Annotated in this window: 19 protein-coding genes; 3 read left to right on the top strand and 16 right to left on the bottom strand. The window is 67.8% G+C overall.

Annotation, left to right across the window (positions count from 1 at the left end; translation table 11 throughout):
- Window positions 1-18: 18 nt before the first annotated feature.
- Together KVT39_RS24830 and KVT39_RS24825 are read right to left on the bottom strand one after the other, a co-directional pair.
- Window positions 19-816 carry a 5'-methylthioadenosine/adenosylhomocysteine nucleosidase gene (locus tag KVT39_RS24830; RefSeq protein ID WP_034183389.1) on the bottom strand — a complete coding sequence of 266 codons (798 nt, stop codon included), beginning with the start codon at window positions 814-816 and terminating at the stop codon, window positions 19-21.
- Window positions 813-3,176, bottom strand: coding sequence for a UvrD-helicase domain-containing protein (locus tag KVT39_RS24825; RefSeq protein WP_034183475.1), 2,364 nt, complete (start codon window positions 3,174-3,176; stop codon window positions 813-815). Before KVT39_RS24825 ends, KVT39_RS24830 begins: the two co-directional genes overlap by 4 nt.
- Before the next feature lie 213 nt (window positions 3,177-3,389).
- On the opposite strand from KVT39_RS24825, the gene KVT39_RS24820 reads away from it, so the two are divergent.
- Together KVT39_RS24820 and galU are read left to right on the top strand one after the other, a co-directional pair.
- Window positions 3,390-6,257 (top strand): valine--tRNA ligase, encoded by a 2,868-nt coding sequence (locus tag KVT39_RS24820; protein ID WP_217590429.1) that lies wholly within the window; start codon window positions 3,390-3,392, stop codon window positions 6,255-6,257.
- 87 nt (window positions 6,258-6,344) lie between these two features.
- Complete coding sequence (galU, locus tag KVT39_RS24815) at window positions 6,345-7,229, top strand: UTP--glucose-1-phosphate uridylyltransferase GalU (RefSeq protein ID WP_034183387.1); 885 nt, start codon at window positions 6,345-6,347, stop codon at window positions 7,227-7,229.
- Window positions 7,230-7,281: 52 nt separating this feature from the next.
- On the opposite strand, the gene KVT39_RS24810 is transcribed toward galU, so the two are convergent.
- From KVT39_RS24810 to KVT39_RS24780, 7 genes are all read right to left on the bottom strand, one after another.
- Window positions 7,282-7,896, bottom strand: a complete 615-nt coding sequence (locus KVT39_RS24810; RefSeq protein WP_175749975.1) for a DUF4136 domain-containing protein — start codon at window positions 7,894-7,896, stop codon at window positions 7,282-7,284.
- Window positions 7,897-7,931: 35 nt separating this feature from the next.
- Window positions 7,932-10,319 carry a CHASE2 domain-containing protein gene (locus tag KVT39_RS24805; RefSeq protein ID WP_217590428.1) on the bottom strand — a complete coding sequence of 796 codons (2,388 nt, stop codon included), beginning with the start codon at window positions 10,317-10,319 and terminating at the stop codon, window positions 7,932-7,934.
- A gap of 10 nt (window positions 10,320-10,329) precedes the next feature.
- Complete coding sequence (locus KVT39_RS24800; protein ID WP_034183384.1) at window positions 10,330-11,691, bottom strand: FecR domain-containing protein; 1,362 nt, start codon at window positions 11,689-11,691, stop codon at window positions 10,330-10,332.
- Window positions 11,688-12,392, bottom strand: a complete 705-nt coding sequence (locus KVT39_RS24795) for a response regulator transcription factor (protein ID WP_034183383.1) — start codon at window positions 12,390-12,392, stop codon at window positions 11,688-11,690. Before KVT39_RS24795 ends, KVT39_RS24800 begins: the two co-directional genes overlap by 4 nt.
- Before the next feature lie 270 nt (window positions 12,393-12,662).
- Entirely contained in the window at window positions 12,663-13,088 is a 426-nt protein-coding gene (locus KVT39_RS24790; RefSeq protein WP_105390692.1) for a peptidase, read from the bottom strand.
- A gap of 228 nt (window positions 13,089-13,316) precedes the next feature.
- The gene (locus tag KVT39_RS24785) at window positions 13,317-13,544 is read right to left on the bottom strand and encodes a sulfurtransferase TusA family protein (RefSeq protein WP_006402122.1); all 228 of its coding nucleotides are present in this window, start codon (window positions 13,542-13,544) and stop codon (window positions 13,317-13,319) included.
- A 116-nt stretch (window positions 13,545-13,660) separates the two neighbouring features.
- A complete protein-coding gene (locus KVT39_RS24780; protein ID WP_217590427.1) occupies window positions 13,661-14,596 on the bottom strand; it encodes a LysR family transcriptional regulator in 936 nt (311 codons plus the stop codon).
- Between the two features lie 108 nt (window positions 14,597-14,704).
- Here KVT39_RS24780 and KVT39_RS24775 point away from each other — a divergent pair, with 108 nt between their 5' ends.
- On the top strand, window positions 14,705-16,225 hold the full coding sequence (locus tag KVT39_RS24775) for a CoA-acylating methylmalonate-semialdehyde dehydrogenase (protein ID WP_034183380.1): 1,521 nt from the start codon (window positions 14,705-14,707) through the stop codon (window positions 16,223-16,225).
- Window positions 16,226-16,282: 57 nt separating this feature from the next.
- Here the strand turns inward: KVT39_RS24775 and KVT39_RS24770 are convergent, their stop codons facing one another.
- The 7 genes from KVT39_RS24770 to KVT39_RS24740 all read right to left on the bottom strand — a co-directional run bounded on the left by KVT39_RS24770 (window position 16,283) and on the right by KVT39_RS24740 (window position 24,357).
- Complete coding sequence (locus KVT39_RS24770; RefSeq protein ID WP_034183379.1) at window positions 16,283-17,167, bottom strand: MurR/RpiR family transcriptional regulator; 885 nt, start codon at window positions 17,165-17,167, stop codon at window positions 16,283-16,285.
- A gap of 292 nt (window positions 17,168-17,459) precedes the next feature.
- Complete coding sequence (locus KVT39_RS24765) at window positions 17,460-18,632, bottom strand: Gfo/Idh/MocA family protein (RefSeq protein WP_217590426.1); 1,173 nt, start codon at window positions 18,630-18,632, stop codon at window positions 17,460-17,462.
- Between the two features lie 60 nt (window positions 18,633-18,692).
- Window positions 18,693-19,619: a TIM barrel protein gene (locus KVT39_RS24760; protein ID WP_217590425.1), complete on the bottom strand. Its 927-nt coding sequence runs from the start codon at window positions 19,617-19,619 to the stop codon at window positions 18,693-18,695.
- Window positions 19,620-19,681: 62 nt separating this feature from the next.
- Window positions 19,682-20,695, bottom strand: coding sequence for a Gfo/Idh/MocA family protein (locus KVT39_RS24755; protein ID WP_034183376.1), 1,014 nt, complete (start codon window positions 20,693-20,695; stop codon window positions 19,682-19,684).
- A gap of 59 nt (window positions 20,696-20,754) precedes the next feature.
- Entirely contained in the window at window positions 20,755-21,666 is a 912-nt protein-coding gene (locus tag KVT39_RS24750; protein ID WP_034183375.1) for a sugar phosphate isomerase/epimerase family protein, read from the bottom strand.
- A gap of 43 nt (window positions 21,667-21,709) precedes the next feature.
- Window positions 21,710-22,735 (bottom strand): ABC transporter permease, encoded by a 1,026-nt coding sequence (locus KVT39_RS24745; protein WP_034183374.1) that lies wholly within the window; start codon window positions 22,733-22,735, stop codon window positions 21,710-21,712.
- A 26-nt stretch (window positions 22,736-22,761) separates the two neighbouring features.
- Window positions 22,762-24,357, bottom strand: coding sequence for a sugar ABC transporter ATP-binding protein (locus KVT39_RS24740; RefSeq protein ID WP_217590424.1), 1,596 nt, complete (start codon window positions 24,355-24,357; stop codon window positions 22,762-22,764).
- Window positions 24,358-24,379: the final 22 nt, after the last annotated feature.

The raw sequence follows: 24,379 nt of genomic DNA, 5'->3' as shown, positions 1-24,379 counted from the left end.
GAGAAAACGACGGCGGCTTCAGGCCGCCGTCGCCGCATGCAGCGTCAGGAAACGCTTGAGGATGCCGGACGAATAGCTGCTCGCGATCGCCGACAGGAAGTGCGAGAACGACTGCGTCGCATGATCGTCGGCCGTATCGGAGATCGTGCGCACCAGCGCGAACGGCACGTCGTGCTCCGCGCACACCTGCGCGATCGCCGCGCCTTCCATTTCGACCGCGAGCGCGTCCGGCAGCGCATCGCGCAGCGTGACGACCTCGCGCTCGCTCGACACGAAGCGGTCGCCGCTGATGACGAGCCCTGCGTGCAGCGTCGCGCCGGCGAGCCCGAAGCGCTCGGCGAACAACGCGCCCTCTTCCGCGACGAACAGCATGCACGCGGCCCTGAGACGGGCCGTCAGTGCCGCGTCGGTCGCGAAGCGCGTGATGCCGAGCAGCGGCACCTCGTAGCGCGGAAAGAGCGGCGATGCGTCGAGATCGTGCTGCAGCAGCATGTCGGCCACGACGACGTCGCCGACGCGCACCGCGCTCGACACACCGCCCGCGACGCCGGTAAACACGACGCCCGCCACGCCGAACACATGGATCAGCGCACTGACCGTCGCGGCGGCCGCGACCTTGCCGACCCGCGCGAGCGTGACGACGCAGGCCGCGCCGTGCACGGTGCCGACGTGGTAATCGCGGCGGCCGAACGTGATCGTCTTCATCGCGCCGTCGGCGCGCATCGCGGCGATCAGGTCGCCGAGTTCCTCGGGCAGCGCGGCCAGAATGCCGAGCGGGCGCGTCGCAGGCATATCAACCATGTCGATGCTCATCATTCCACCGCCTGCAGTTTCGCGACCGCGAGCGCGAGCCACTTCTCGCCGTGCCGCTTGAACTTCACCTGCGCCTTCGCATCGGTGCCGCTGCCTTCGAGCGCGGTGACCGTGCCTTCGCCGAACTTGGTATGGAACACCTGCTGGCCGACCCGAAAGCCGGCGCCGGCCGCGCGCTGCTTGTCCGCGAACGCCGGCAGTGGCGCGGACACCGCCGCATCGACGATCTGCTCGCGGCTGCCGCCGCCCGGCCGCGCGAACCAGTCGCGCCCGTATCCCGCGTTGTCCGAACGCCCGCCCCAGCGCGAACCGGCCTCGACCTTCGGCGTCAGCCACTTCAGCACGTGCTCCGGCAATTCGTCGAAGAAGCGCGAGCGCACGTTGTAGCGCGTCTGGCCGTGCAGCATCCGGCTCTGCGCGAACGACAGATAGAGCCGCTCCTTCGCGCGCGTGATCGCGACGTACATCAGCCGGCGCTCCTCCTCGAGGCCGTCCGATTCGAGCACGCTGTTCTCGTGCGGGAACAGCCCTTCCTCGAGGCCCGTGATGAACACGGCCGAGAATTCGAGCCCCTTCGCCGCGTGCACCGTCATCAGCTGCACGGCGTCCTGCCCGGCCTGCGCCTGGTTGTCGCCGGCCTCCAGCGACGCATGCGACAGGAAGCCGGCGAGCGGCGTCATCGTGTCGGGGTTCTGCGCCGGATCGCCGGGCGACGCGGGATCGAGTACGTCGACCGCCGGATCGTCCGTCGCCGCGCCGAGTTCGGGCGCCGCGATCGCGCCCGCGCGCAGCGGGATCGAGCGGGCCGGCGTGTCGAGCCCGTAGCCTTCCTCCGCGACGAATGCGGTCGCCGCGTTCACGAGTTCCTGCAAGTTTTCGAGACGGTCCTGCCCTTCACGCTCGCCCTGGTAGAAATCGGCGAGGCCGCTCGCGCGCACGACGTACTCGACCGTGTCCGGCAAATTCATCTGCTGCGTGTCGGCGCGCATCTTCGCGACCAGGTTCGCGAACCCGCCGAGACTCGTGCCGGCCTTGCCCGTCACGTACGGAATCGCAGCGGCCATCGAGCAGCCGTACAGGCGCGCGGCGTCGGCGAGCTGCTCGATCGAGCGCGCGCCGATCCCGCGGGTCGGGAAGTTCACCACGCGCACGAACGCCGTGTCGTCGTTCGGGTTGTCGATCAGGCGCAGGTACGCGAGCGCATGCTTCACTTCCTGACGCTCGAAGAAGCGCAGGCCGCCGTACACGCGGTACGGGATGCCCGACGACATCAGCGTGTGCTCGATCGAGCGCGACTGCGCGTTGCTGCGGTACAGGACGGCCACTTCGCTGCGCGCCATCCCGGTGTTGATCAGCGAGCGAATCTCTTCGACGATCCAGCCGGCTTCCTGCGAATCGGTGCTGGCCTCGTACACGCGCACGGGCTCGCCGTGGCCCGCGTCGGTGCGCAGGTTCTTGCCGAGGCGGTGCGCGTTGTTCGAGATCAGCTGGTTCGCCGCATCGAGGATGTTGCCGTGCGACCGGTAGTTCTGCTCGAGCTTGATCAGGTTGCGCACGCGGAATTCGTCTTCGAAATCGCGCATGTTGCCGACGTTCGCGCCGCGGAACGCGTAGATCGACTGGTCGTCGTCGCCGACCGCGAAGATCGCGTTCTGGCCGCCCGCGAGCATCTTGAGCCACGCGTATTGCAGCTTGTTGGTGTCCTGGAACTCGTCGACGAGGATGTGCTTGAAGCGCGCCTGGTAGTGCGCGCGCAGCGGCGCGTTGTACGCCAGCAGCTCGTAGCAGCGCAGCAGCAGCTCGGGGAAATCGACGACGCCCTCGCGCTGGCACTGCTGGTCGTACGCCTGGTACAGCTCGACGAACTTGCGGTTGAAGCTGTCGGTCGCGTCGACCTTGTCGGGACGCAGCCCCTGCTCCTTCGCGTTGTTGATGAAGTACTGGACGTTCTTCGGCGGGTACTTCTCGTCGTCGACGTTCGCCGCCTTCATCAGCCGCTTGATCGCGGACAGCTGGTCGGCCGTATCGAGGATCTGGAAGGTCTGCGGCAGGCCGGCATCGCGCCAGTGCGTGCGCAGCATCCGGTTGCACAGGCCGTGGAACGTGCCGATCCACATCCCGCGCGTGTCGATCGGCATCATCGCCGACAGGCGCGCCATCATCTCGCGCGCGGCCTTGTTCGTGAAGGTGACGGCGAGCACGGTGGGCGGCGACGCGTAGCCCTGCTGGATCAGCCATGCGATGCGCGTGATCAGCACGCGGGTCTTGCCGCTGCCCGCCCCTGCGAGGATCAGCGCCGGTTCGTTCGGCAACGTGACGGCGGCGTGTTGTTCGGGGTTCAGATTGGCGAGCAGATCGGGCATGGAGCGGCGGCGGACGGGCGAGAAAAATGCGGACCCGACATTATAAGTCGGCGGCGCGATGCCGTTCCCGATCCGTTCGGTCGAGCGCCTCGAGCGCGTTGCGGCCGCTTCGCGACAAGCCTGCGCCGGCAATGCGATGGCTGGTCGATGTGCATCCATTTATAATTGTCGGATTCGGCATCCAATTCACGCATTTTTCGGCAGATTTCCAACATGAGCGACAACACGCTTGCGAAGAGCTTCGAGCCCCATACCATCGAGTCCCAATGGGGGCCGGAGTGGGAAAAACGCGGCTATGCCGCCCCGGCGTTCGATCCGTCCCGCCCCGATTTCGCGATCCAGTTGCCGCCGCCGAACGTGACGGGCACGCTGCACATGGGCCATGCGTTCAACCAGACGATCATGGACGGCCTCGCCCGCTATCACCGGATGCTCGGCGAGAACACTCTGTGGGTGCCCGGCACCGACCACGCGGGGATCGCCACCCAGATCGTCGTCGAACGCCAGCTCGACGCGCAGGGCGTGTCGCGCCACGACCTCGGTCGCGAGAAATTCGTCGAGCGCGTGTGGGAATGGAAGCAGCAGTCCGGTTCGACGATCACGGGCCAGGTGCGCCGCCTCGGCGCATCGACCGACTGGTCGCGCGAATACTTCACGATGGACGACAAGATGTCGGCCGCCGTGCGCGACGTGTTCGTCACGCTCCATGAACAGGGCCTGATCTACCGCGGCAAGCGCCTCGTCAACTGGGATCCGGTGCTGCTCACCGCGGTGTCGGATCTCGAAGTCGCGAGCGAAGAGGAAAACGGCCACCTGTGGCACATCCGCTACCCGCTCGTCGACGGCTCGGGCACGCTGACCGTCGCGACCACCCGCCCCGAGACGATGCTCGGCGACGTCGCGCTGATGGTTCATCCGGAAGACGAGCGCTACGCACACCTGATCGGCAAGCTCGTCACGCTGCCGCTGACCGGCCGCGAGATCCCGGTGATCGCCGACGACTACGTCGACCGCGAGTTCGGCACGGGCGTCGTGAAGGTCACGCCCGCGCACGACTTCAACGACTACCAGGTCGGCCTGCGCCACAACCTCGCGCCGATCGAGATCCTGACGCTCGACGCGAAGATCAACGACAACGGCCCGGAGCAGTATCGCGGCCTCGACCGCTTCGACGCGCGCAAGGCGATCGTCGCCGATCTCGACGCGCTGGGTTTCCTCGACTCCGTGAAGCCGCACAAGCTGATGGTGCCGCGCGGCGACCGCACGGGCGTCGTGATCGAGCCGATGCTGACCGACCAGTGGTTCGTCGCGATGACGAAGCCGGCACCGGAAGGCACGTTCAATCCCGGCAAGTCGATCACCGAAACGTCGCTCGACGTCGTGCGCAACGGCCAGATCAAGTTCGTCCCGGAAAACTGGACGACCACCTACTACCAGTGGCTCGAGAACATCCAGGACTGGTGCATCTCGCGCCAGCTGTGGTGGGGCCACCAGATTCCCGCGTGGTACGGCGAGAACGGCGAGGTGTTCGTCGCGCGCAGCGAGGAAGACGCGCGCGCGAAGGCCGCCGCGCAGGGCTACACGGGTGCGCTGAAGCGCGACGAAGACGTGCTCGACACGTGGTTCTCGTCGGCGCTGGTGCCGTTCTCGTCGCTCGGCTGGCCGAACGAGACGCCTGAACTGAAGCACTTCCTGCCGTCGTCGGTGCTCGTCACGGGCTTCGACATCATCTTCTTCTGGGTCGCCCGGATGGTGATGATGACCACGCACTTCACCGGCAAGGTGCCGTTCCACACCGTCTACGTGCACGGCCTCGTGCGCGACGCGGAAGGCCAGAAGATGTCGAAGAGCAAGGGCAATACGCTCGACCCGATCGACATCGTCGACGGCATCGATCTCGAGACGCTGGTCGCGAAGCGCACGACGGGCCTGATGAATCCGAAGCAGGCCGCGACGATCGAGAAGAAGACGCGCAAGGAATTCCCGGACGGCATTCCCGCGTTCGGCACCGACGCGCTGCGCTTCACGATGGCGTCGATGGCGACGCTCGGCCGCAACGTGAACTTCGACCTCGCGCGCTGCGAAGGCTATCGCAACTTCTGCAACAAGCTGTGGAACGCGACGCGCTTCGTGCTGATGAACTGCGAAGGCCACGACTGCGGCGCCGACAAGCCGGAAGTCTGCGGCGCGGGCGACTGCGGCCCCGGCGGCTACCTCGACTTCTCGGCGGCCGACCGCTGGATCGTGTCGCTGCTGCAGCGTACCGAGGCCGATATCGCGAAGGGCTTTGCCGACTACCGCTTCGACAACGTCGCGACCAGCATCTACAAGTTCGTGTGGGACGAGTACTGCGACTGGTATCTCGAACTCGCGAAGGTGCAGATCCAGAACGGCACGCCAGAACAGCAGCGCGCCACGCGCCGCACGCTGCTGCGCGTGCTCGAGACGGTGCTGCGTCTCGCGCACCCGGTCATCCCGTTCATCACCGAAGCGCTCTGGCAGAAGGTCGCGCCGCTCGCGGGCCGCTATCCGCAAGGCAAGGCCGAGGGCGAAGCGTCGCTGATGACGCAGGCGTATCCGGTTGCCAACCTGCAGAAGATCGACGAGGCGTCCGAGCAGTGGGCGGCCGACCTGAAGGCGATCGTCGACGCATGCCGCAACCTGCGCGGCGAGATGAACCTGTCGCCGGCGACGAAGGTGCCGCTGCTCGCGGCCGGCGATGCCGAGCGCCTGCGCTCGTTCGCGCCGTACGTCCAGGCGCTCGCGCGCCTGTCGGAAGTGCAGATCCTCGCGGACGAAGCGACGCTCGACAAGGAAGCGCACGGCGCGCCGATCGCGATCGTCGGCCCGAACAAGCTGGTGCTGAAGGTGGAAATCGACGTCGCGGCCGAACGCGAGCGCCTGTCGAAGGAAATCGCGCGCCTGACGGGCGAGATCGCGAAGTGCAACGCGAAGCTCGGCAACGAGGCATTCGTCGCGAAAGCGCCGCCGGCCGTGGTCGAACAGGAGCAGAAGCGCGTCGCCGAATTCCAGAGCACGCTCGAGAAACTGCGTGCGCAGCTCGATCGGTTGCCTGCGTAACAAACCGTAAGGCCGTTTGCGTTCACTATAATGCGGACGTGAACATACATCGTCTGACAAGTCGATTACAGGAATAAAGGTTCGATCATGTTGAAAGTCACCAAGGCGGTATTCCCCGTTGCCGGCCTCGGCACGCGGTTCCTGCCGGCAACGAAGGCGAGCCCGAAGGAAATGCTGCCGGTCGTCGACAAGCCGCTGATCCAGTACGCAGTCGAGGAAGCGATCGCCGCGGGCATCACCGAGATGATTTTCGTCACCGGGCGCAGCAAGCGCGCGATCGAGGATCATTTCGACAAGTCGTACGAGGTCGAAGCCGAACTCGAGGCACGCGGCAAGGAAAAGCTGCTCGAGCTCGTGCGCAGCATCAAGCCGAGCCATGTCGACTGCTTCTACGTGCGTCAGCCGGAAGCGCTCGGCCTCGGCCATGCGGTGCTGTGCGCGGAGAAGCTGGTGGCCGACAACCCGTTCGCGGTGATCCTCGCGGACGACCTGCTCGACGGCAACCCGCCCGTGATGAAGCAGATGGTCGACGTGTTCGACCACTATCACAGCTCGGTGATCGGCGTCGAAGAGATCCCGCCGTCGGAAACGAAGTCGTACGGGATCGTCGACGGCAAGGAATGGGAAGAGTCGATCGTCAAGATGTCGGCGATCGTCGAGAAGCCCGCGCCGGAAGTCGCGCCGTCGAACCTCGGCGTGGTCGGCCGCTACATCCTGAAGCCGCGGATCTTCGAACACCTGCGCGCGCTGAAGCCGGGCGCGGGCGGCGAACTGCAGCTCACCGACGCGATCCAGGCACTGCTCGCCGACGAACAGGTGCTGGCCTACAAGTACCAGGGCACGCGCTACGACTGCGGCAGCAAGCTCGGCTACCTGAAGGCGACGGTCGAATTCGCACTGCGCCATCCGGAAGTCGGCGCGGAATTCGACGAATACCTGCGCACGCGCGGCGGCGCGCAACCGGCCGCCTGAGCGCGGCAAGGGCTCGCCCCGGCGGGCCCGCCCTCACCTCACCGGCCGGCGCTCAGCGCGCTTCGGCCGGCTTCACCGAGACGACGCCCGGCATCCCGCCCGCGTCGTCTTTTTTCGTCTTCACGAGCCAGCCGCCGCCATCGCCGAACGGCACCTTCGCGAGCGCGCTCTTCACGAGCGCCGGCGCGGCCTGCTGCGTGCCCGGTTCGCGATCGCGCAGCGCGGCCGTCACGCGATAGACGTCGGCGCCCGATTGCGCATCGACGAAACGCAGCGTCAGCACGTGGCGATACACGCCACCCGCGAACGGCAGCGCGAACGGCGACGGCCCGTCCACCGTCACGCACGCGCTGCTCGCGGCGCCGCACTGGTCGGCGATGGCCGCGACCGCCGCCGGCTGCGTCGCATAGGCGATCGACAGCCGGTAGCGCGCGTCCTTGAGCGGCTGCGCGTCGAAGCCGCGGCGCGCGAGTTCGTCGCGCACGAGCGCCTCGACCTGCCGGTATTCGGCATCGTCGGCCTGCGCGGCCGTCCGGACGAAATCGTAGCCGTGCGCGCCGGCTGCAAATGCATTCGGCTGCCCGACCGCACTCACGCCGCTCGTCACGCCGGCGCAACCCGTCAACAACGACGCCGCCAGCGCGGTCGCTGCCCATTCCTTTCTCATGGCTTTCCCCAGTCCTGCCGTCGCGCCCGGCCCTGTCAGGCGGACGGCTCGTCGATCGCGGGCAGCGACACCGTCACCGCGGTGCCGACACCCACTTCGCTGTCGACCGACACGCTGCCCCCATGGCGCGTGACGACCGTCTTCACGAATGCCATGCCGAGCCCGGAACCCGGGATCTCGGGCCGCTCGCCGGCATGGAACCGCTTGAAACGCTCGAACAGATGCCGCTGATCTTCCGGCGCAATGCCGTACCCCTGATCGCGAATCGTACAGAACATCCGCTTCGACGCGTGCTCGACCGTCAGCGTACACGTGATCACGGTGTCGGACGGACTGTATTTGACTGCGTTGTTCAGCAGGTTCACGAACGCGCGCGTGATCAGCGAGCGGTCCGCGCGCACCCAGCACATGTCGGTGCCGACCTCGGTGTCGATGCGGATGTGCTTCGCCTGCGCCTGTGGCCATACCTCGTCGCTTGCATCGATCAGCACGTCGACGAGGCTCGTCACTTCGAGCTGGTACGCCTGCGACTCCGCGCGCGCCAGCTGCACGAACTCGTCGGCAAGCGACAGCGCGCGGTGCGCGTAGCGCTCGACCCGCGCGAGCAGCCCGCGCATCGCATCGGTCTCGACGCGGTCGCGCTCGATCTCGACGAGCGCGAGGATCGAAGCCTGCGGCGAGCGCATGTCGTGCGACAGCAGGTGCAGCGCTTCCTCGCGATGCCGCTCGGCCGCGTGCAGTTCGGTCACGTCGACGAGGCCGGCAATCCAGCCCGTCACGCGGCCCTGCGCATTCGTGCAGGCGGCGTAGCGTAACAGATGGTCGAGCCCGTCGCGGTCGCGCACCTCGATGCCGCGCGCCATCGCGTCGTGCTCGGCCTCGAGCGTCGGGTCGAGCGCGGCCGGCCAGTGCTCGCGGATCGCCGCATCGTGTTCGGCGTTGCCGTCGACGGTCTTCATGAACGTCAGCTCGCCGAGTGCGGTGCGCAGCGGCCGCCCTTCCGGCAGCGGCAGCGCAAGCCGCGACCCGTAGCGCTTCGCCGCATGGTTCGCGATCAGCACGGTGCCGGCCAGGTCGGTCACGAAGATCGGCTCGGGCATGCTGTCGAGGCTGTCCCACACGAAGCGCTTCATGTCCTGCACGCGCTGCGCGGCTTGCGCCATCAGCGCCATCTGGCGCTCGAGCACGTCGCCGCCGACGCTGCGCGTGCGCGGCGCCTCGGGCAGCAGGTGCGGCTCGTCGGCGAGCCGCTGCAGTTCGCGGCGCAGGTACGACATCGTCATTTCGAGGCGCCGCCAGTTCCAGATCGGGTAGACGGCGATCAGCCCGAAGATCGCCGGCGCCGGCGACAGCCAGATGCGCGCCTCGAACAGCAGCGCCATGCTCGCGACGACGGCGAGCGCGGCGAGGCTCAGCGTCAGCAGCAGCGCGCGCCACGGCGACAGCATCAGGAAGCCGCCCAGCAGCGCGGCGAGCGGCAGCAGCGACGCGGCGAACAGCCCCGCGCGCGATGCCGGCGAGATCGCGCTGCCGGTCGCCAGCATGTCGAGCACGTTGGCGTGGATATACACGCCGGCGAGCGGGCCGAAATCGCCGGATACGGGCGTCGCGAAGCGGTCGTACAGCCCGGAAGCGGTCACGCCGACGACGACGATCTTGCCGCGCAGCGCGTCGGGTTTCACGCGCCCTTCGAGCACGTCGTCGAACGACAGCGTCGGATACTCGGGCGTGTTGCGGCTGAACGGAATCAGGTAGCGGCCCTCGCCGGCCGCGTCGCGCGACAGGTCGTGCGCGTTCGCGCCCGGCGCGCCGCCGGCCGGATGCAGCCGGCCGGCCTGGATCGCGCGGTACACGGGCACCATCAGTTGCGGCCAGCGCACGCGGCCGTCGCTTTCGAACAGCGCGACGCTGCGCACGATGCCGTCGCGATCGACTTCGAGATTGATGTGACCGAGCCCCGTCGCGCGCGCCGCGAGCGCGGCCACCGGCGGATCGACGGTACGCGTGCCGTCCGCCTGCTCGGGGCTCAGCAGCACCGGCAGGAAGGTCGGCACGTGGCTCATCGCGTCCGCGAACGCGCGATCCTCCGACGACGGTTCGGTAAACAGCACGTCGTAGACGACGGCGGCCGGCTGCGCGCGCGCCAGCGTGTCGAGCAGCCGCGCATGCACGTCGCGCGGCCACGGCCAGCGGCCGAGCGCCGATACGCTCTGGTTGTCGATGTCGACGACGACCACGTCGGGCGACAGCGGCAGGCTGCGCAGCATCAGCAGCCGGTCGTAGATCAGCCCGTCGACGCTCGACGACAGGCGGCCGAGCGCACACGCGAGGATCACCGCGATCCCGAGGCAGCCGATCGCGATCCATTCGATCAGGAAGCGGCGGCCGAGGTGCCGCCGTGGGGAAACGGAGCCGGGTTTCATGCGCCGCGGGTCAGCGCGACAGCGTGAACGCGCTGACCGGACTGGTCTTCTCGTAGAACTTGCCGCCTTCGAACTCCTCGACGGTCACCGCCCAGAAATAATCGCCCGGCGGCAGGTGCGCGACGGTGATCTGGCGCGCATGCAGGCCGACCTGGTCGACGACCGGCGCGCTCAGGTCCTTCGAGCGCGACAGCACGAACCGGTAGCGCGCGTCCTTGCCCGAACCGTTCGGCGACCAGCGGAACTCGTAGCCATCCGCACCGGGCGACGCGCTCGCGTCGAGCCCCATCACGCGACGCTCGAACGCATAGGTGCGCGGCAGCCCCTCGAGGCCGTTGGCATCGATCGCGGCGATCCGCACGAAGTAGTTCCCGTTCGGTACGTCGCGGAAGACCGCGCGCGGCGAATCGGTACGCGTTTCGCGGAACAGGTCGAGCAGCCCCGCATCGTGCGCGAGCTGCACGCGATACGCATGCGCGTTCGCCTGCGGCACGACGTCGAACGCGACGTCGGGTTCGTCCTGCACCTTGTCGGGATGCGCGAGCGCCGGCGCGGCCGGCAGCGCGACGGGCGCGCCGACCGCACCGGACGACGTCGCGACGCTGCCGAAGTTCGCATGCACGAGCGTCGGCTTGGCCGATTGCCGGCCGCCCGCGACGCCGACGGTGCCGTCGAGCACTTCGACGCGCGTCGACGCATTGCCGGCCGCGTCGTAGTTCACACGAAAGCGCGTGCCGCGCACGCCGGCCACGACCGACGGCGAGCGGATCTGGAAGCGGTCGTCGCGTTTCTTCAGATGAGTGACTTCGCTGTCGACCGAGCCGCGCGTGAGTTCGAACTGGCGATCGAGCGCGCCGGTCAGCACGGTGCGGCGCAGCGCCTTCAAGTCGAGCTGGCTGTCGGGCGGCAGGCTCATGTGCGTGCCGTCGGCGAGTTCGAGCGTTACGAAGCCATTCGCACCCGTGCGCACGCGGTCGCCCTCGACGAGCGTCGCATCGTTCGCCAGCGGCGCGTACGCGTCGCCGGACGCGCGCTCTGCCGTGCCCTGCACCGCGACGACGCGCGCGGTCAGCTTTTCCTTGCGCAGGCGCGCGACCGGCAGCTTCAGCGCGATGCCGGGCTGCAGGTGCTTCGGCGCGGGCACGCCGTTGATCTGCTGGAGCAGTTGCCAGTCGTCCGCGCCCTGCAGGTAGCGCGCGGCGACGTCGTACAGCGTGTCGCCCGCCTGCGTGCGGTAGACGACCATCTTGCCCGCCGCAGCGGGCGGCTGCGCGGCCGCATGCTGCGCGGCGACTGCAAACGTGACCGCGCAGGCCGTGCGCAGCGCCATCGTGCGCAGGTTTGCCGTACGCTGCGAGATTCCCGCGGTCACTCCGGTTCTCCCTGGCCGACCCGCTCGAGCCGGTAGCCGTAGCCGTAGATCGGCGCGAGGCGATAGCCGTTTTCGGGCCGCAGGCCGAGCTTGGTGCGCAGCATCGAGATGTGCGTATCCATCGTGCGCGACGGGATGTCGGTTGCCTGCTTCCACACGAGATCGAGAATGTGTGCGCGCGACAGCGGCCGGTCGAGATGCTGGAACAGCAGCAGCGCGAGTTCGAATTCCTTCTGCGTCAGGCTCACGGGCTTGTCGCCGACGTAGGCCTGCTTCAGGTTCACGTCGAAACGGAATTGATCGAATTCGCGAACGGTCGCCTCGGCGTTGACCGGATACGCGCGGCGCAGCAGCGAGCCGATGCGCGCGCGCAGGATCGGGCCCGACACGGGCTTGACCACGTAGTCGTCGGCGCCGGCGTTGAGGATCTGCGTGATCCCCGCCTCGTCGTCGCGGCTCGTCATGAAGATGATCGGCAGGCTGTGCTCGGTCTGGTTGGCGCGCACCCACTTGAGCACTTCCTCGCCGGACATGTCGGGCACGTTCCAGTCGAGCACCAGCAGATCGAACGTTTCGCGCTGCAGACGCTTCTTCAGGGCCTTGCCTTCCTTGAACGCGTAGCACGTATGGCCAACGGCCGTCAGCGTTTGACTGACGAAATCCGTCTGGGCCGGATCGTCATCCAGTACAGCAATTCTCATAGCACCCCGCAAATCGAAATCGATTCGTCCAGTTCAGCTCCCCGCACCCACCTCGCAGCGCAACGCGCGCGGCTTCCTTCCGGATACGGGCCGGCGAGCCGTCGTTCGCCGCTCGCGCCACCTGCGCAAACCGGCGACCCCGGCTAAATATCTCAAAAACGGGGCGCGGACGAACCGGCGATTTCATCATAGTAGTATGAAATTCGCCAAGAAATTGCGCGGACTACCGTTCTTTCTTCGAATAATCCTTCCTGTCGCGCAATCTGACGCCTAATCGGCGCCCGCCACCGTTTCGGTGAAATCGTCGGTCGACAAGCGTTGCACCAGCGGTTGCGACAGCGCCGGTTGCGCAAGCATCCGCTGCAACTGCCCGCGCACGCGCTCCCACGCGCTGGCCGCGTAGTCCGGCTGGCCCGCCGCCCATGCCTGCGCCAGATCGAACACGCGTTCGATCGTCGCACCGCAGTAGGTCAGGCCCGAGCCGTCGTCCTGTGCGGCATCGCGCAGCCGTTCGTCGAGCCACTCGGCCAGCCACGGCATCTCGGCCGCGGCCGAATCCGCGTAGGCCTCCAGCGCGGCACGCGCGTGGCGATCCTGCTGCGGATCGAGCTCGATACGGCTCAATTCCGACGCACGCTCGGGCGCAATGCATTCCGCTCCGGACGGACTTCGAAGGGTCCCTGGTCTGAAGGACATGTCCTCTCCCCGTTGTACGACGGCAGCGTCAGGCATGGCCCCCGTGCCCGCCATACGACGTACCGCGGCCGACACCTCCGCTGGGAGCGGACGACCGGCCGGGTCAGTATACGCAGCCAGTCACGAAGCGAGGTTTAAGAATTGTCAGAGGCTCGACCGGCCGGCGCCGGGCGTTGCCGGCCCGCGCACCGCGAGCGGACGCCGCGGCCGGGCGCGCGATGCGGGCCGTCAGCGGCGGCGCATCAGGAACACGAAGGTCTTGTCCTGCGTCGTCGATTCGACGATCTCGTTGCCCGTCTGCTTCGCGAACGCGGCGAAATCGCGCTGCGAGCCGGGATCGGTCGCGAGCACCTTGAGGATCTGCCCGCTTTCCATATCGGCAAGCGCTTTCTTGGCACGCAGGATCGGCAACGGGCAATTGAGCCCGCGCGCGTCCACTTCCTTGTGAATCTGCATCGGCTGTCGACCTTCGAATGTCACGCCACACGAGGCGCGGGAGGAAGCCGCGATTTTACCGCAGCGCCGCCCTGCCCGCCCGGGTAGCCCGCGGCCCGGCGCCGCGGGCACCGGCGTCACGTGCCTGAGAAGCCGCCCGCGAGCCGGTCGCGCAGGTGCCGCACGAGCGCGCGCACCGCGCTCGGCACGACCGGGCTGTACGGGCGGATCGCGAAGATGTGGTCGCCGAACGCGCCCGACGGCCGCCAGCCGTCGAGCAGCGCGACGAGCCGGCCGGCGTCGAGATCGCGCCGCGCGCTGAAATCGGGCAGCAGCGCGATGCCGAGCCCGCCGAGCGCGGCCTCGCGCATCGCCTCGCTGTTGTTCGCCGCGAAGCTGCCGCGCACCGGCACGCTCACGCGCTGGCGCCGCCGGCCGTCCGGCTCGAAGCTCCATGCGGCCGGTTCGTTGTCGCGCAGGTAGCACAGGCAGCTGTGGTCGACGAGTTCGCTCGGGTGCCGCGGCGCGGCGCGCGCGTCGAGGTAGTCGCGGCTCGCGACGAGCAGCGAGCGCGTGTCGCACAGCTTCCACGCGACGTGGGTCTGCGGCGCGGTGGTCGTATGGCGGATCGCGAGGTCGAAGCCTTCCTGCGTCAGCGAATGCAGCCGATCCGACAGGTCGAGCTCGATGTGCACGCCCGGATGCTGCCGCAGGAAATCGGGCAGGTGCGGCACGACCTGCTGGCGCCCGAGCGCGACCGGCGCCGTCACGCGCAGCAGGCCGCGCGGCTCGCCGGCCAGGTCCTTCACGCGCGCGAAATGCTGCCCGATCGACTCGAACGCGTCGCGCGTGCTGTCGACGAGCGTCTGGCCCGCGTCGGTAAGCCGCACGCTGCGCGTCGTGCGGCGCACGAGCGGCACGCCGGCCGCCTTTTCGAGATCGGCGATGCGCTGGCTCATCGCGGCCTTGCTGATGCCGAGCCGCTGCGCGGCGGCCGTGAAACTGCCGGCCGCGGCGAGTACCGTCAGCGAATGGATATGCGGCCAGAGCGCCTGGACATTTTGCTGATTCATCCGTCGATTATTCAGAATTCTGAACAGTGAATCAAGTTTCGCGGCCTTCTCCCGCGCCGCAGGTTTCCCTAGACTAGGTTCCGTTCCCCCTCATCCCCAGGAGACACGATGAATCCGGTTCCCGCGTACACGTCCGACGCCGACGTCGGCCACTATGTCGACGGCGCGCCCGTCGCCGGCCGCAGCGGCCGCTTCCAGGACGTCCTCAACCCGGCGCTCGGCCGCGCGGTGCGCCGCGTGGCGCTCGCGGACAACAGCGAAGTGCAGCGGGCCGTCGCATCGGCCCACGCCGCGTTCCCGGCCTGGGCCGAGACGCCGCCGATCCGCCGCGCGCGCGTGCTGCACCGCTTCCTGCAGTTGATGAACGAGCACCGCGACACGCTCGCGGCGATCATCACGGCCGAGCACGGCAAGGTGTTCTCCGACGCGCAGGGCGAAGTCGCGCGCGGCATCGACATCGTCGAATTCGCGTGCGGCGTGCCGCAGCTGCTGAAGGGCGACTTCACCGACCAGGTCAGCACCGGCATCGACAACTGGACGATGCGCCAGCCGCTCGGCGTGGTCGCGGGCATCACGCCGTTCAACTTCCCGTGCATGGTGCCGTGCTGGATGTTCCCGGTCGCGATCGCGACGGGCAACACGTTCGTGCTGAAGCCGAGCGAGCGCGACCCGTCGGCGGCGCTGTTCATCGCCGACCTGCTCACGCAGGCCGGGCTGCCGGCCGGCGTGTTCAACGTCGTGCAGGGCGACAAGGGCGCGGTCGACGCATTGCTCGACCACCCGGACGTGCAAGCCGTCAGCTTCGTCGGCTCGACGCCGATCGCGGCCTACGTGCAGCAGCGCGCGGTGCAGTCGGGCAAGCGCGTGCAGGCGCTCGGCGGCGCGAAGAACCATCTCGTCGTGATGCCCGATGCGAACATCGAGCAGGCGGTCGACGCGCTGATCGGCGCCGCGTACGGCTCGGCCGGCGAACGCTGCATGGCGATCAGCATCGCGGTGCTGGTCGGCGACGTGGCCGACCGGATCGTGCCGGCGGTCGCCGAGCGCGCACGCAAGCTGGTGATCGGCGACGGCATGCAGCCGGAAGTCGAGATGGGCCCGATCGTCACCGGCGAAGCGCTGAAGCGCATCGAAGGCTATATCGAGCAAGGCGTGAGCGAAGGCGCGCAACTGGTGGTCGACGGGCGCGGGCTGCGCGTGCCGGGCCGCGAGGCAGGCTTCTTCACCGGCGGCACGCTGTTCGATCACGTGACGCCCGACATGCGGATCTACAAGGAAGAAATCTTCGGGCCCGTGCTCGGCTGCGTGCGCGTGAAGGATTTCGGCGCAGCGGTCGACCTGATCAACGCGCACGAATTCGGCAACGGTGTGTCGTGCTTCACGAGCGACGGCGGCATCGCGCGCGAATTCGCGCGGCGCATCCAGGTCGGCATGGTCGGCATCAACGTGCCGATTCCGGTGCCGATGGCATGGCACGGCTTCGGCGGCTGGAAGAAGAGCCTGTTCGGCGACATGCATGCGTACGGCGAGGAAGGCGTGCGCTTCTACACGCGCCAGAAGTCGGTGATGCAGCGCTGGTCGTCGAGCATCGGCAAGGGCGCCGAATTCGCGATGCCGACCGCGAAGTAAGCCGGCCGGTGCGCCGCCCGCCTGATCGATCGGCGGGCGGTGCGCCGGCAGAATGCGTCAGCCGGCCTTCTTGCCGTGCGCACCGTCGGCGGTCGGCAGGTACGACAGCTCGAGCCGGTACGCGAGCGCGACGAACAGGCTTTGCGCGAGGCCCATCGTGGCCGTCAGCGCACGGAACCCGAACGTCTCGCTGTCCTGCACCATCAGCGTCACCTCGGCCTCCCGCGCGAGCGGGCTCATCCGGCTGTCGGTGATCGCGATCAGGCGCGCGCCGCGCTGTGCGGCCTGCTGCGCGACCTGCACGGTCTCGTCCGCATACGGCATGAACGAGATGACGATCATCACGTCGCCGTTGCGCACCGACCGGATCTGCCCGAGATGCATGCTGCCGAGCGCGCTGAACAGCCCGATGCGCTTGTCGGTGTGCTGCAGCGCGTAGTCGAGATACACGGCGATCGGAAACGCGCGCCGCGAGCCGGCGATCCAGATCGCCTGCGTGTCGGCGAGCAGCTCGACGGCCTGCGCGAGCGCCTGCGGGTCGAGCGTCTGCCGCAACTGCTGCATCCCGGCAATGCTGCCCTTGATGAATTCGTCGGCGATCTGCTCGGGCTGCAGGCTCGACGAGCCCGATTCGATCACGTCGCGCAGCCGCAGGTTGTATGCGCGCCCCGGCGCGATCTGCTGCGCGAGCCCTTCGCGGAACAGCCGCTGCATCTCGGAGAAGCCGGAGAAACCGAAATGCTTCGCGAAGCGCACGACCGCCGACGGCTGCACGCCGCACGCCTCCGCGAGCGACTGGATGCCTTCCAGGCCCAACTGGTCCCGATGCGTTTCCACGTGGCGCGCAATGACCTTCAGGCGATTGCTGAGGCCGTCGTATTCCCGCGTCAGGTGCTGCAGGAACTGCTCGACGGTGGCAGGAGGTTTCTCGGATGAACTCATCGGATGGCGCGAAGTTGACGGCCCCGGTGCGCGCGCGATGCTGACGGACGCGGCCCGAGGCTCACCTGGATACATGCATGAAGGGCGAATTTAATCACGTTTGCGGCACGGCCCGCGCCGCGCGTTTCGCTCCCACGCGCTCGATCATCACCTGCACACGCTCCACGGCAAGACTGGAAACGATTGTCCAACGCTCTCGCGGCGTCGTAAAGATTAGGGTGTCTACCGAGACTATCGGGGCCGACGGCCGGCGCGAAGCGGCGCGCAGTGCGCCGCATCCGGCCTGCCCTGCTCAACGATAGTCGACCCATACGCCGCCCGCGTCGGCAGAACGCACGCAGTTCTCGACCCATCGGACGCCCTCGACGCCCGCGTGGACGTCCGGAAAGCGGATGCCCTTCAGCGCCGCGGCGTCGCCGCGATCGGCCGCGTCCATCGCGAGTGCGAAGCGCTGATAGAGATTGGACCACGCCTCGAACAACCCTTCCGGATGCCCGGCCCCGATGCGATCCTCGCGCAACGCATTCGGATGCAGATACCCCATCCCGCGATCGAGCACCTGCGCGGGCTGCCCCTGCACTTCGTAGCGCAACTGGTTCGGATGCTCGTCCCACCATTCGACGCTCGCCTTCGAACCGATCACGCGCACCTTCTGGCCGTGCATCGAACCTGCGTTCACCGCGCTCGACCACACGTAGCCGATCGCGCCCGTGTCGTATTCCATGATCGTGAACGCGTTGTCCTCGAGCGGCGCGCGGCTCTTCACGAAGCTCTGCCGCGAACACATCAGCCGCCGGATCTTCAGCTCGGGCGCCATCACCTCGGAGATGTACAGCGGATGCGTGCCGATATCGCCGAGCACGTAGCTCGGGCCCGCGAACTTCGGGTCGACGCGCCAGCGCGCGGCCGCGCTCGCGGCCTCGACGCCATCGCTGTGGAAACCGTGCGCGAACTGCATCTGCACGATGCGGATCTCGCCGAGATCGCCGCGCGCGATCATCTCGCGCGCCTGTTCGATCATCTGGTGGCCCGAATAGCCGTATGCGACGCCGACGATCCGGTTCTTCTCGACCGACAGCCGCTGCAGCGTCTCGGCCTCGTCGGTCGTGAAGCACAGCGGCTTCTCGCAGACCACGTGCAGCCCCGCGTTCAGCGCGGCGCGGCAGATCTCAAAGTGCGTGTTGTTGGGCGTCGCGATCGACACCGCGCGAATGCCGTCCGGGCGGCGCGCCTCGGCGTCGAACATCGTCGCGTAGTCGGGATAGCAGCGCTCGGCCGCGACGCCGAGCTTCACGCCGAACTGGCGGCCGCGTTCGGGATCGATGTCGAACGCGCCGGCGACCAGCTCGAAGCTGCCGTCGCGCAACGCGGCCGACCGGTGGCTGTAGCCGATCTGGCTGCCGAGCCCGCCGCCGACCATGCCCCAGCGAATCGAGTGTCCAAGCAGAATCTGTCCGTCAATCATGATGGTGGTGTTCCTGGTCCGTGTTCAGGGTTTCGGTGGTTCAGGCGTTCATGCGGATGTTCATGCGAAGCCGGCCGACGCGAGAAACGCGCGGCTCGCGGCGACGTCGCGCAGGCTCGTGCCCGCATTGCGCGGATCGCGTTCCTGCTCGATCGTGATGTAGCCCGCGTAGCCGATGTCGTCGAGCGCGCGCCGGATCGACCGGTAGTCGAGCACGCCGGTGCCGATCGGGCACATCACGCCGCGCGCGCATGCGGCGAAGAATGCGATGTGCTCGCCCATCACCGCGTCGTACACGGCCTTGTCGATGTCCTTGAAATGCACGTAGTCGACGCGCGCCGCATGGCGGCGCAGCCAGGCTTCCGGGTCCATGCCCGAGTAGTACAGGTGGCCCGTGTCGAGACAGAGGCCGACCGTGTCGGCCGGCAGGTCGGCGACGATCCGGTCGATCTCGTCCGCGAACTCGATGTAGCCGCCCGCATGCGGATGGATCACCGCGCGCACGCCGAACTCGTCGCGCGCGATCGTCGCGATCTGCCGGATGTGGTCGACCATCCGCGCCCAGCGTTCGCCGGACAGCCGCGGCGCGCGATCGGCGTGGCCGGCCGCATAATCGCGTTCCTCGTGCCCCCAGTCCATCACGACCAGGTACGGCGCCGCATAGCGCTGGCCGTCCTGCGTCGGCAGCTTCGGCAGCCGCGTGATCAGCGCGCAGATCTCGCGCGTCTGGCGCAGCAGGTTCGGCAGGTTCTCCGGCGATACGAGATCGTCGAAGATCGTGCCGGCGGTGATGCTCAGGCGCTGCCGCTCGAGCTCGGCGCTCACCACGTCGAACTCGAGCGGGATATAGCCGTACGGCCCGAGCTCGATGCCCGAGTAGCCGGCCTGCGCGGCCTCGGCCAGCACGTGCCGCCACGGCGGCAGGTTCGGGTTCTTCACGTCGTCAACGCCCCAGCAGCACGGGGCACAACCAATCTTCATCGTCATGTCGGTCAGTCCGGCAGGAAAGCGGCGCGCGGCCGCACGAGTTGTCGCGACGCGGCCACGGTTCAGCCGCGATAGAACGCGGGGCGCTCGGCCATCGCGATCGGTTCGACCGCGCCGCTCTTTTGCGCCCGCACGCATGCGTCGGCCGCGACCGCCGCCGCGTAGCCGTCCCAGGCCGACGGGCCGGTCAGCGCACCCTGCCGCACGCCGTCGATGAACGCCTGCAGCTCGACGTCGTACGACGCGATGAAGCGCTCCTTCCAGTCGGTCATGATGTCGACCGATTGCTGCGCGGCGCGCTTGAGCCCCACGGCCGGCGGATCCGGCAGCTTCGCGATGCCCTGCTCGCCGACCACCTCGCACTGGATGTCGTAGCCGTACTGGCAGTTCACGAAGATCTCGACGTCGATGCGCACGCCGCTCGCGGTTTCCAGCAGCACGATCTGCGGATCGGCGAGATGCGCGGACGCATGGCGCGTCTTCTTCGGATAGACGACCTGCGCGCTCGCGTAATCCTCGCCGAGCAGCCAGCGCAGCACGTCGAGCTCATGGATCAGCGTGTCGGTGATCGCCATGTCGGTCGTGTAGCGCTCGCCGACCGACTGGTTGCGGTGCGCGCAATGCAGCATCAGCGGCGCGCCGATCTCGCCGCTGTCGATCACGCGCTTCAGCGCGCGATAACCTTCGTCGTACGGCCGCATGAAGCCGACCTGCACGAGCCGTTTGCCGTGCGCGACTTCCGCTTCGACGATCCGCATGCAGCCGTCGGCCGTCACGGCGAGCGGCTTCTCGCAGAACACGGGCTTGCCGTGCGCGATCGCGTCGAGCACGAACGCTTCGTGGGTCGGCCCCCACGACGTGACGAGCACGGCCTGCACGTCGGCGGCCGCGACCACTTCATGGCCATCGCCGTAGATCTCGGCATCGAGCCCGTACTTCGTCACCGCATCGCGCGCCTGCTGCGGATCGATGTCGTTGACGGCTACGACGCGCGCGCCGGACAGCGTGCGAGTCAATCTGCGGATATGGTCCTGGCCGATCGCGCCGCAGCCGATCACGCCGATTTGCAAGGTCATCTAGGGGTCTCCAGTCGTTCATCAGCGGCGCGGCCCGTGCCGCGCCGGTCGGTATTCGTTCAGCGTGCCGTGCGATCGAAATGACGATCGACGTAGCGCTGCATCGTGTCGCGCATGTAGCGCGACGATGCTTCCGCGCGGTCCTCCCACGCGAACACGCACGACGACATCACGCCGTCGAAGCCCGCGGCGCCGAGCGCGCGGAAAAACACGTCCCAGTCGATCTCGCCCTGCCCGATGTCGAGATGCTGGTGCACGCGGATCTGGTTCGAACCCGGCGGGTTCACGATGTAGCGCAGCTGGCTGCTCTTGCGGTGGTCGAAGGTGTCGGCCACGCGCACGTGCGCGAGGATCGGTGCGGCCTGCGCGATCATCGCGGCCATGTCGTCGCCGTAGTAGAACGTGTGCGGCGCGATATACGACAGCTTCAGCGACGGCGAGCCGAGGTTCGTCACGATGTCGATCGCCGGCTGCAACTGCTCGATCCAGTCCTCCGGATGCGGCTCGACCGACAGCACGATGCCCTCGCGTTCGAGAATCGGCAGCAGCTCGTCCATCGACCGGAACCACGCGGCTTCGCACAGCTCCTTCGGGTTCGCGCCCGGCCGCTCGCCGACCGAGCGCTCCGGCGACGCGCCGCGCCCGAACTCGGACACCATCAGCGCGCACTCCATTTCGACCGCGACCTCGATCGCCTTCTTCCAGCAGCGCACGGCCCATTGACGCTCGTCCTCGAACGGACTCGCCCAGCGGTACATCGGCTGCAGCGACGCGAGGCCGACACCGCTCGCACGCATCGCCTGGCGAAACGCGGCCATGCGTTCGCGCGTCGCGCGCGGCATCACCCACCAGTCGAGGAAATCGCTGCGCGGCGACAGCTCGATCTGGTCGTAGCCGAGCTCGGCCACCGCGTGCGGCAGCCGGTCGAGCGGCAGGTGGCGAATCATGTAGGGGTCCAGCGCGATCTTCATAAGGCATCCTTGTCGATATCGGATTCCGGTCGGACAGGCAGGGTCAGCGACGCTTCTTCTTGTTGCGATACTGGTCGGCGATCACGGCCGCGACGATGATCGCGCCCTTGACCATCTCCTGGTAATACGCGTCGATGCGGATGAACGTGAAGCCCGACGTCATCACGCCGAGGATCAGCACGCCGATCACGGTGCCCGTCACGCGGCCGAGGCCGCCCGACAGCGACGTGCCGCCGATCACGACCGCGGCGATCGCATCGAGCTCGTACATCACGCCCATGCCCGACTGGCCCGAGATCGCGCGCGCGGCCGTCACGGTGCCGGCGATCCCGCTCAACAGGCCCGCGATCGCATAGACGAACACCAGGTGACGCGTGACGTTGATGCCCGACACGACGGCCGCGTGGCGGTTCGCACCGATCGCATAGGTGTACTTGCCGAAGCGCGTGTAGCGCAGCACGACGTGGAAGATCGCGGCGATCACGAGAAAGATGATCACCGGATTGGCACCCGCGCCGATGGCCGCGAACTGGTCGGTCAGCATCGACACCGGCATCCCGTTGGTGAACCATTTCGCGAACCCGCGTGCGGCGACCATCGTGCCGAGCGTCGCGATGAACGGCGGAATGCCCGTCATCGCGATCAGCGAACCGTTCAGCAGGCCGACCAGCAGCCCGACGCACACGCCGGCCAGCACCGGCCAGATGATCGGCAGGTCGGTCAGGTGCGGGAACACCGCGCGCGGGAAGTCGGACACCTGCGCGAGGCTCGCCGACACGACGGCGGCCGCCGCGACGACCGACCCCGACGACAGGTCGATCCCGCTGGTGATGATCACGAGGTTCACGCCGACCGCGATGATGCCGATCACGGCCATCTGCAGCACGATGATCTCGAGCCGCTCGGCGTTGAGCAGGAAGCTCTGGCCGACGACGATCCAGCCGACGATCTCGAAGAACAGGCTGATGCCGACCAGCACGAGAAAGATGCTCAGCTCGGGCGGCCACTTCGTGTGCCGCGTCTTGATTGTCATGGTCTGCGCGTCCGCGACCGGGTTCAGGTTGCCCATTGCTTTGTCTCCAATCTTGTTTCGGCTCAACGCGACGCGAGATCCATGATGCGGACCTGGTCGGCGTCCTTGCGTTCGACGATGCCGGTCATGCGCCCTTCGTGCATCACCATCACGCGGTCGCTCATCCCCAGCACCTCCGGCATCTCCGACGAGATCATCAGCACCGCGACGCCCTTGCCGGCGAGCGCGCTGACGAGCCGGTGGATCTCGGCCTTCGCGCCGACGTCGATGCCGCGCGTCGGTTCGTCGAGGATCAGGATGCGCGGCTGCGTGAGCAGCCAGCGCCCGATCAGCACCTTCTGCTGGTTGCCGCCCGACAGGTTCTGGATTTCCTCGTGCAGGCCGGGCGATTTCACGCGCAGCATCCGGCTCATTTCCTCGCAGTCGCGCTTCAATTGCGCCTGCTGCACGAAATTGAACTTCACGTAGCGGTTGCTGAGCACCGCCGCTTCCATGTTCGCGAGCAGGTCGAGATTCAGGAAGCAGCCGCTGTCCTTGCGGTCCTCGGTCAGGAACGCCATCCCGTGCTTCATCGCCTGCGCGGGCGTCGCGATCCGCACCGGCTTGCCGTCGATCCGGATCTCGCCCGACGTGGCTGGCACGACGCCGAACAGCGCCTCAGCGACGTTCGAGCGCCCCGAGCCGACCAGGCCCGCGACGCCGAGAATTTCTCCTGCACGCAGCTCGAAGCTCACGTCGCGGAACACGCCGTCGACGGCGAGATTCTTCACCGACAGCACGACGTCGCCGATCGGCACCTCTTCCTTCGGGAACATCTGCGTGATCTCGCGCCCGACCATCATGCGGATGATGTCGTCGCGCGTGACGTCGCTCGACGCATGCGTGCCGATGTACTTGCCGTCGCGGAACACCGAGAACTCGTCGGCGATCTCGAACAGCTCGTTCATCTTGTGCGTGATGTAGACGATGCCCTTGCCCTGCTCGCGCAGCTGGCGAATGATCCGGAACAGGTGCGTGACTTCCTTGTCGGTCAGCGCCGACGTCGGCTCGTCCATGATCAGCACGTCCGAGTCGAACGACACGGCCTTCGCGATCTCGACCATCTGCCGGCTCGCGACCGTCAGCGTGCGCACGTCGGTTTCCGGATCGATGTCGATCGACAGCCGCTCGAACAGCGCGGCCGTGCGGCGGCGCAGCTCCGCGTGATCGATCAGGCCGAAACGGTTCTTCGGTTCGCGGCGGATCCAGATGTTCTCCGCGACCGTCATGTACGGCATCAGGTTGAGTTCCTGGTGGATCATCGCGATCCCGCGGTCGAGCGCATCGAGCGGGCCGTTCAGCACGACGGGTTCGCCGTTGATCAGGATCTCGCCCTGATCGGGCGTGTAGACGCCCGCGATGATCTTCATCAGCGTCGACTTGCCCGCGCCGTTCTCGCCCATCAGTGCATGGACGGTGCCGCGGCGCACGCGGAACTGCACGCCGTCGAGCGCGACGACGCCGGGAAAGGACTTGCCGACGCCGCGCACCTCGAGCACGCAGTCGGCCACGGAAGGAGCCCGCGAGCCGGACGACCCGGATGCGCCGGGCGATCCTCCGGATGAAGCGGCCGGCGCGTCGACGCCGGCCATCGGGCGCGCGATCCTGGCTGTAAACATGGACGTTCCTCGACAAGTCGCG

The organism is Burkholderia sp. GbtcB21 (genome assembly GCF_019091065.1).
In the GTDB taxonomy this organism is placed as follows: Bacteria; Pseudomonadota; Gammaproteobacteria; order Burkholderiales; family Burkholderiaceae; genus Burkholderia; species Burkholderia pyrrocinia_C.
The sequence above is the reverse complement of the archived record's forward strand: the minus strand, read 5'-3'. Positions and strand labels throughout refer to the sequence as shown.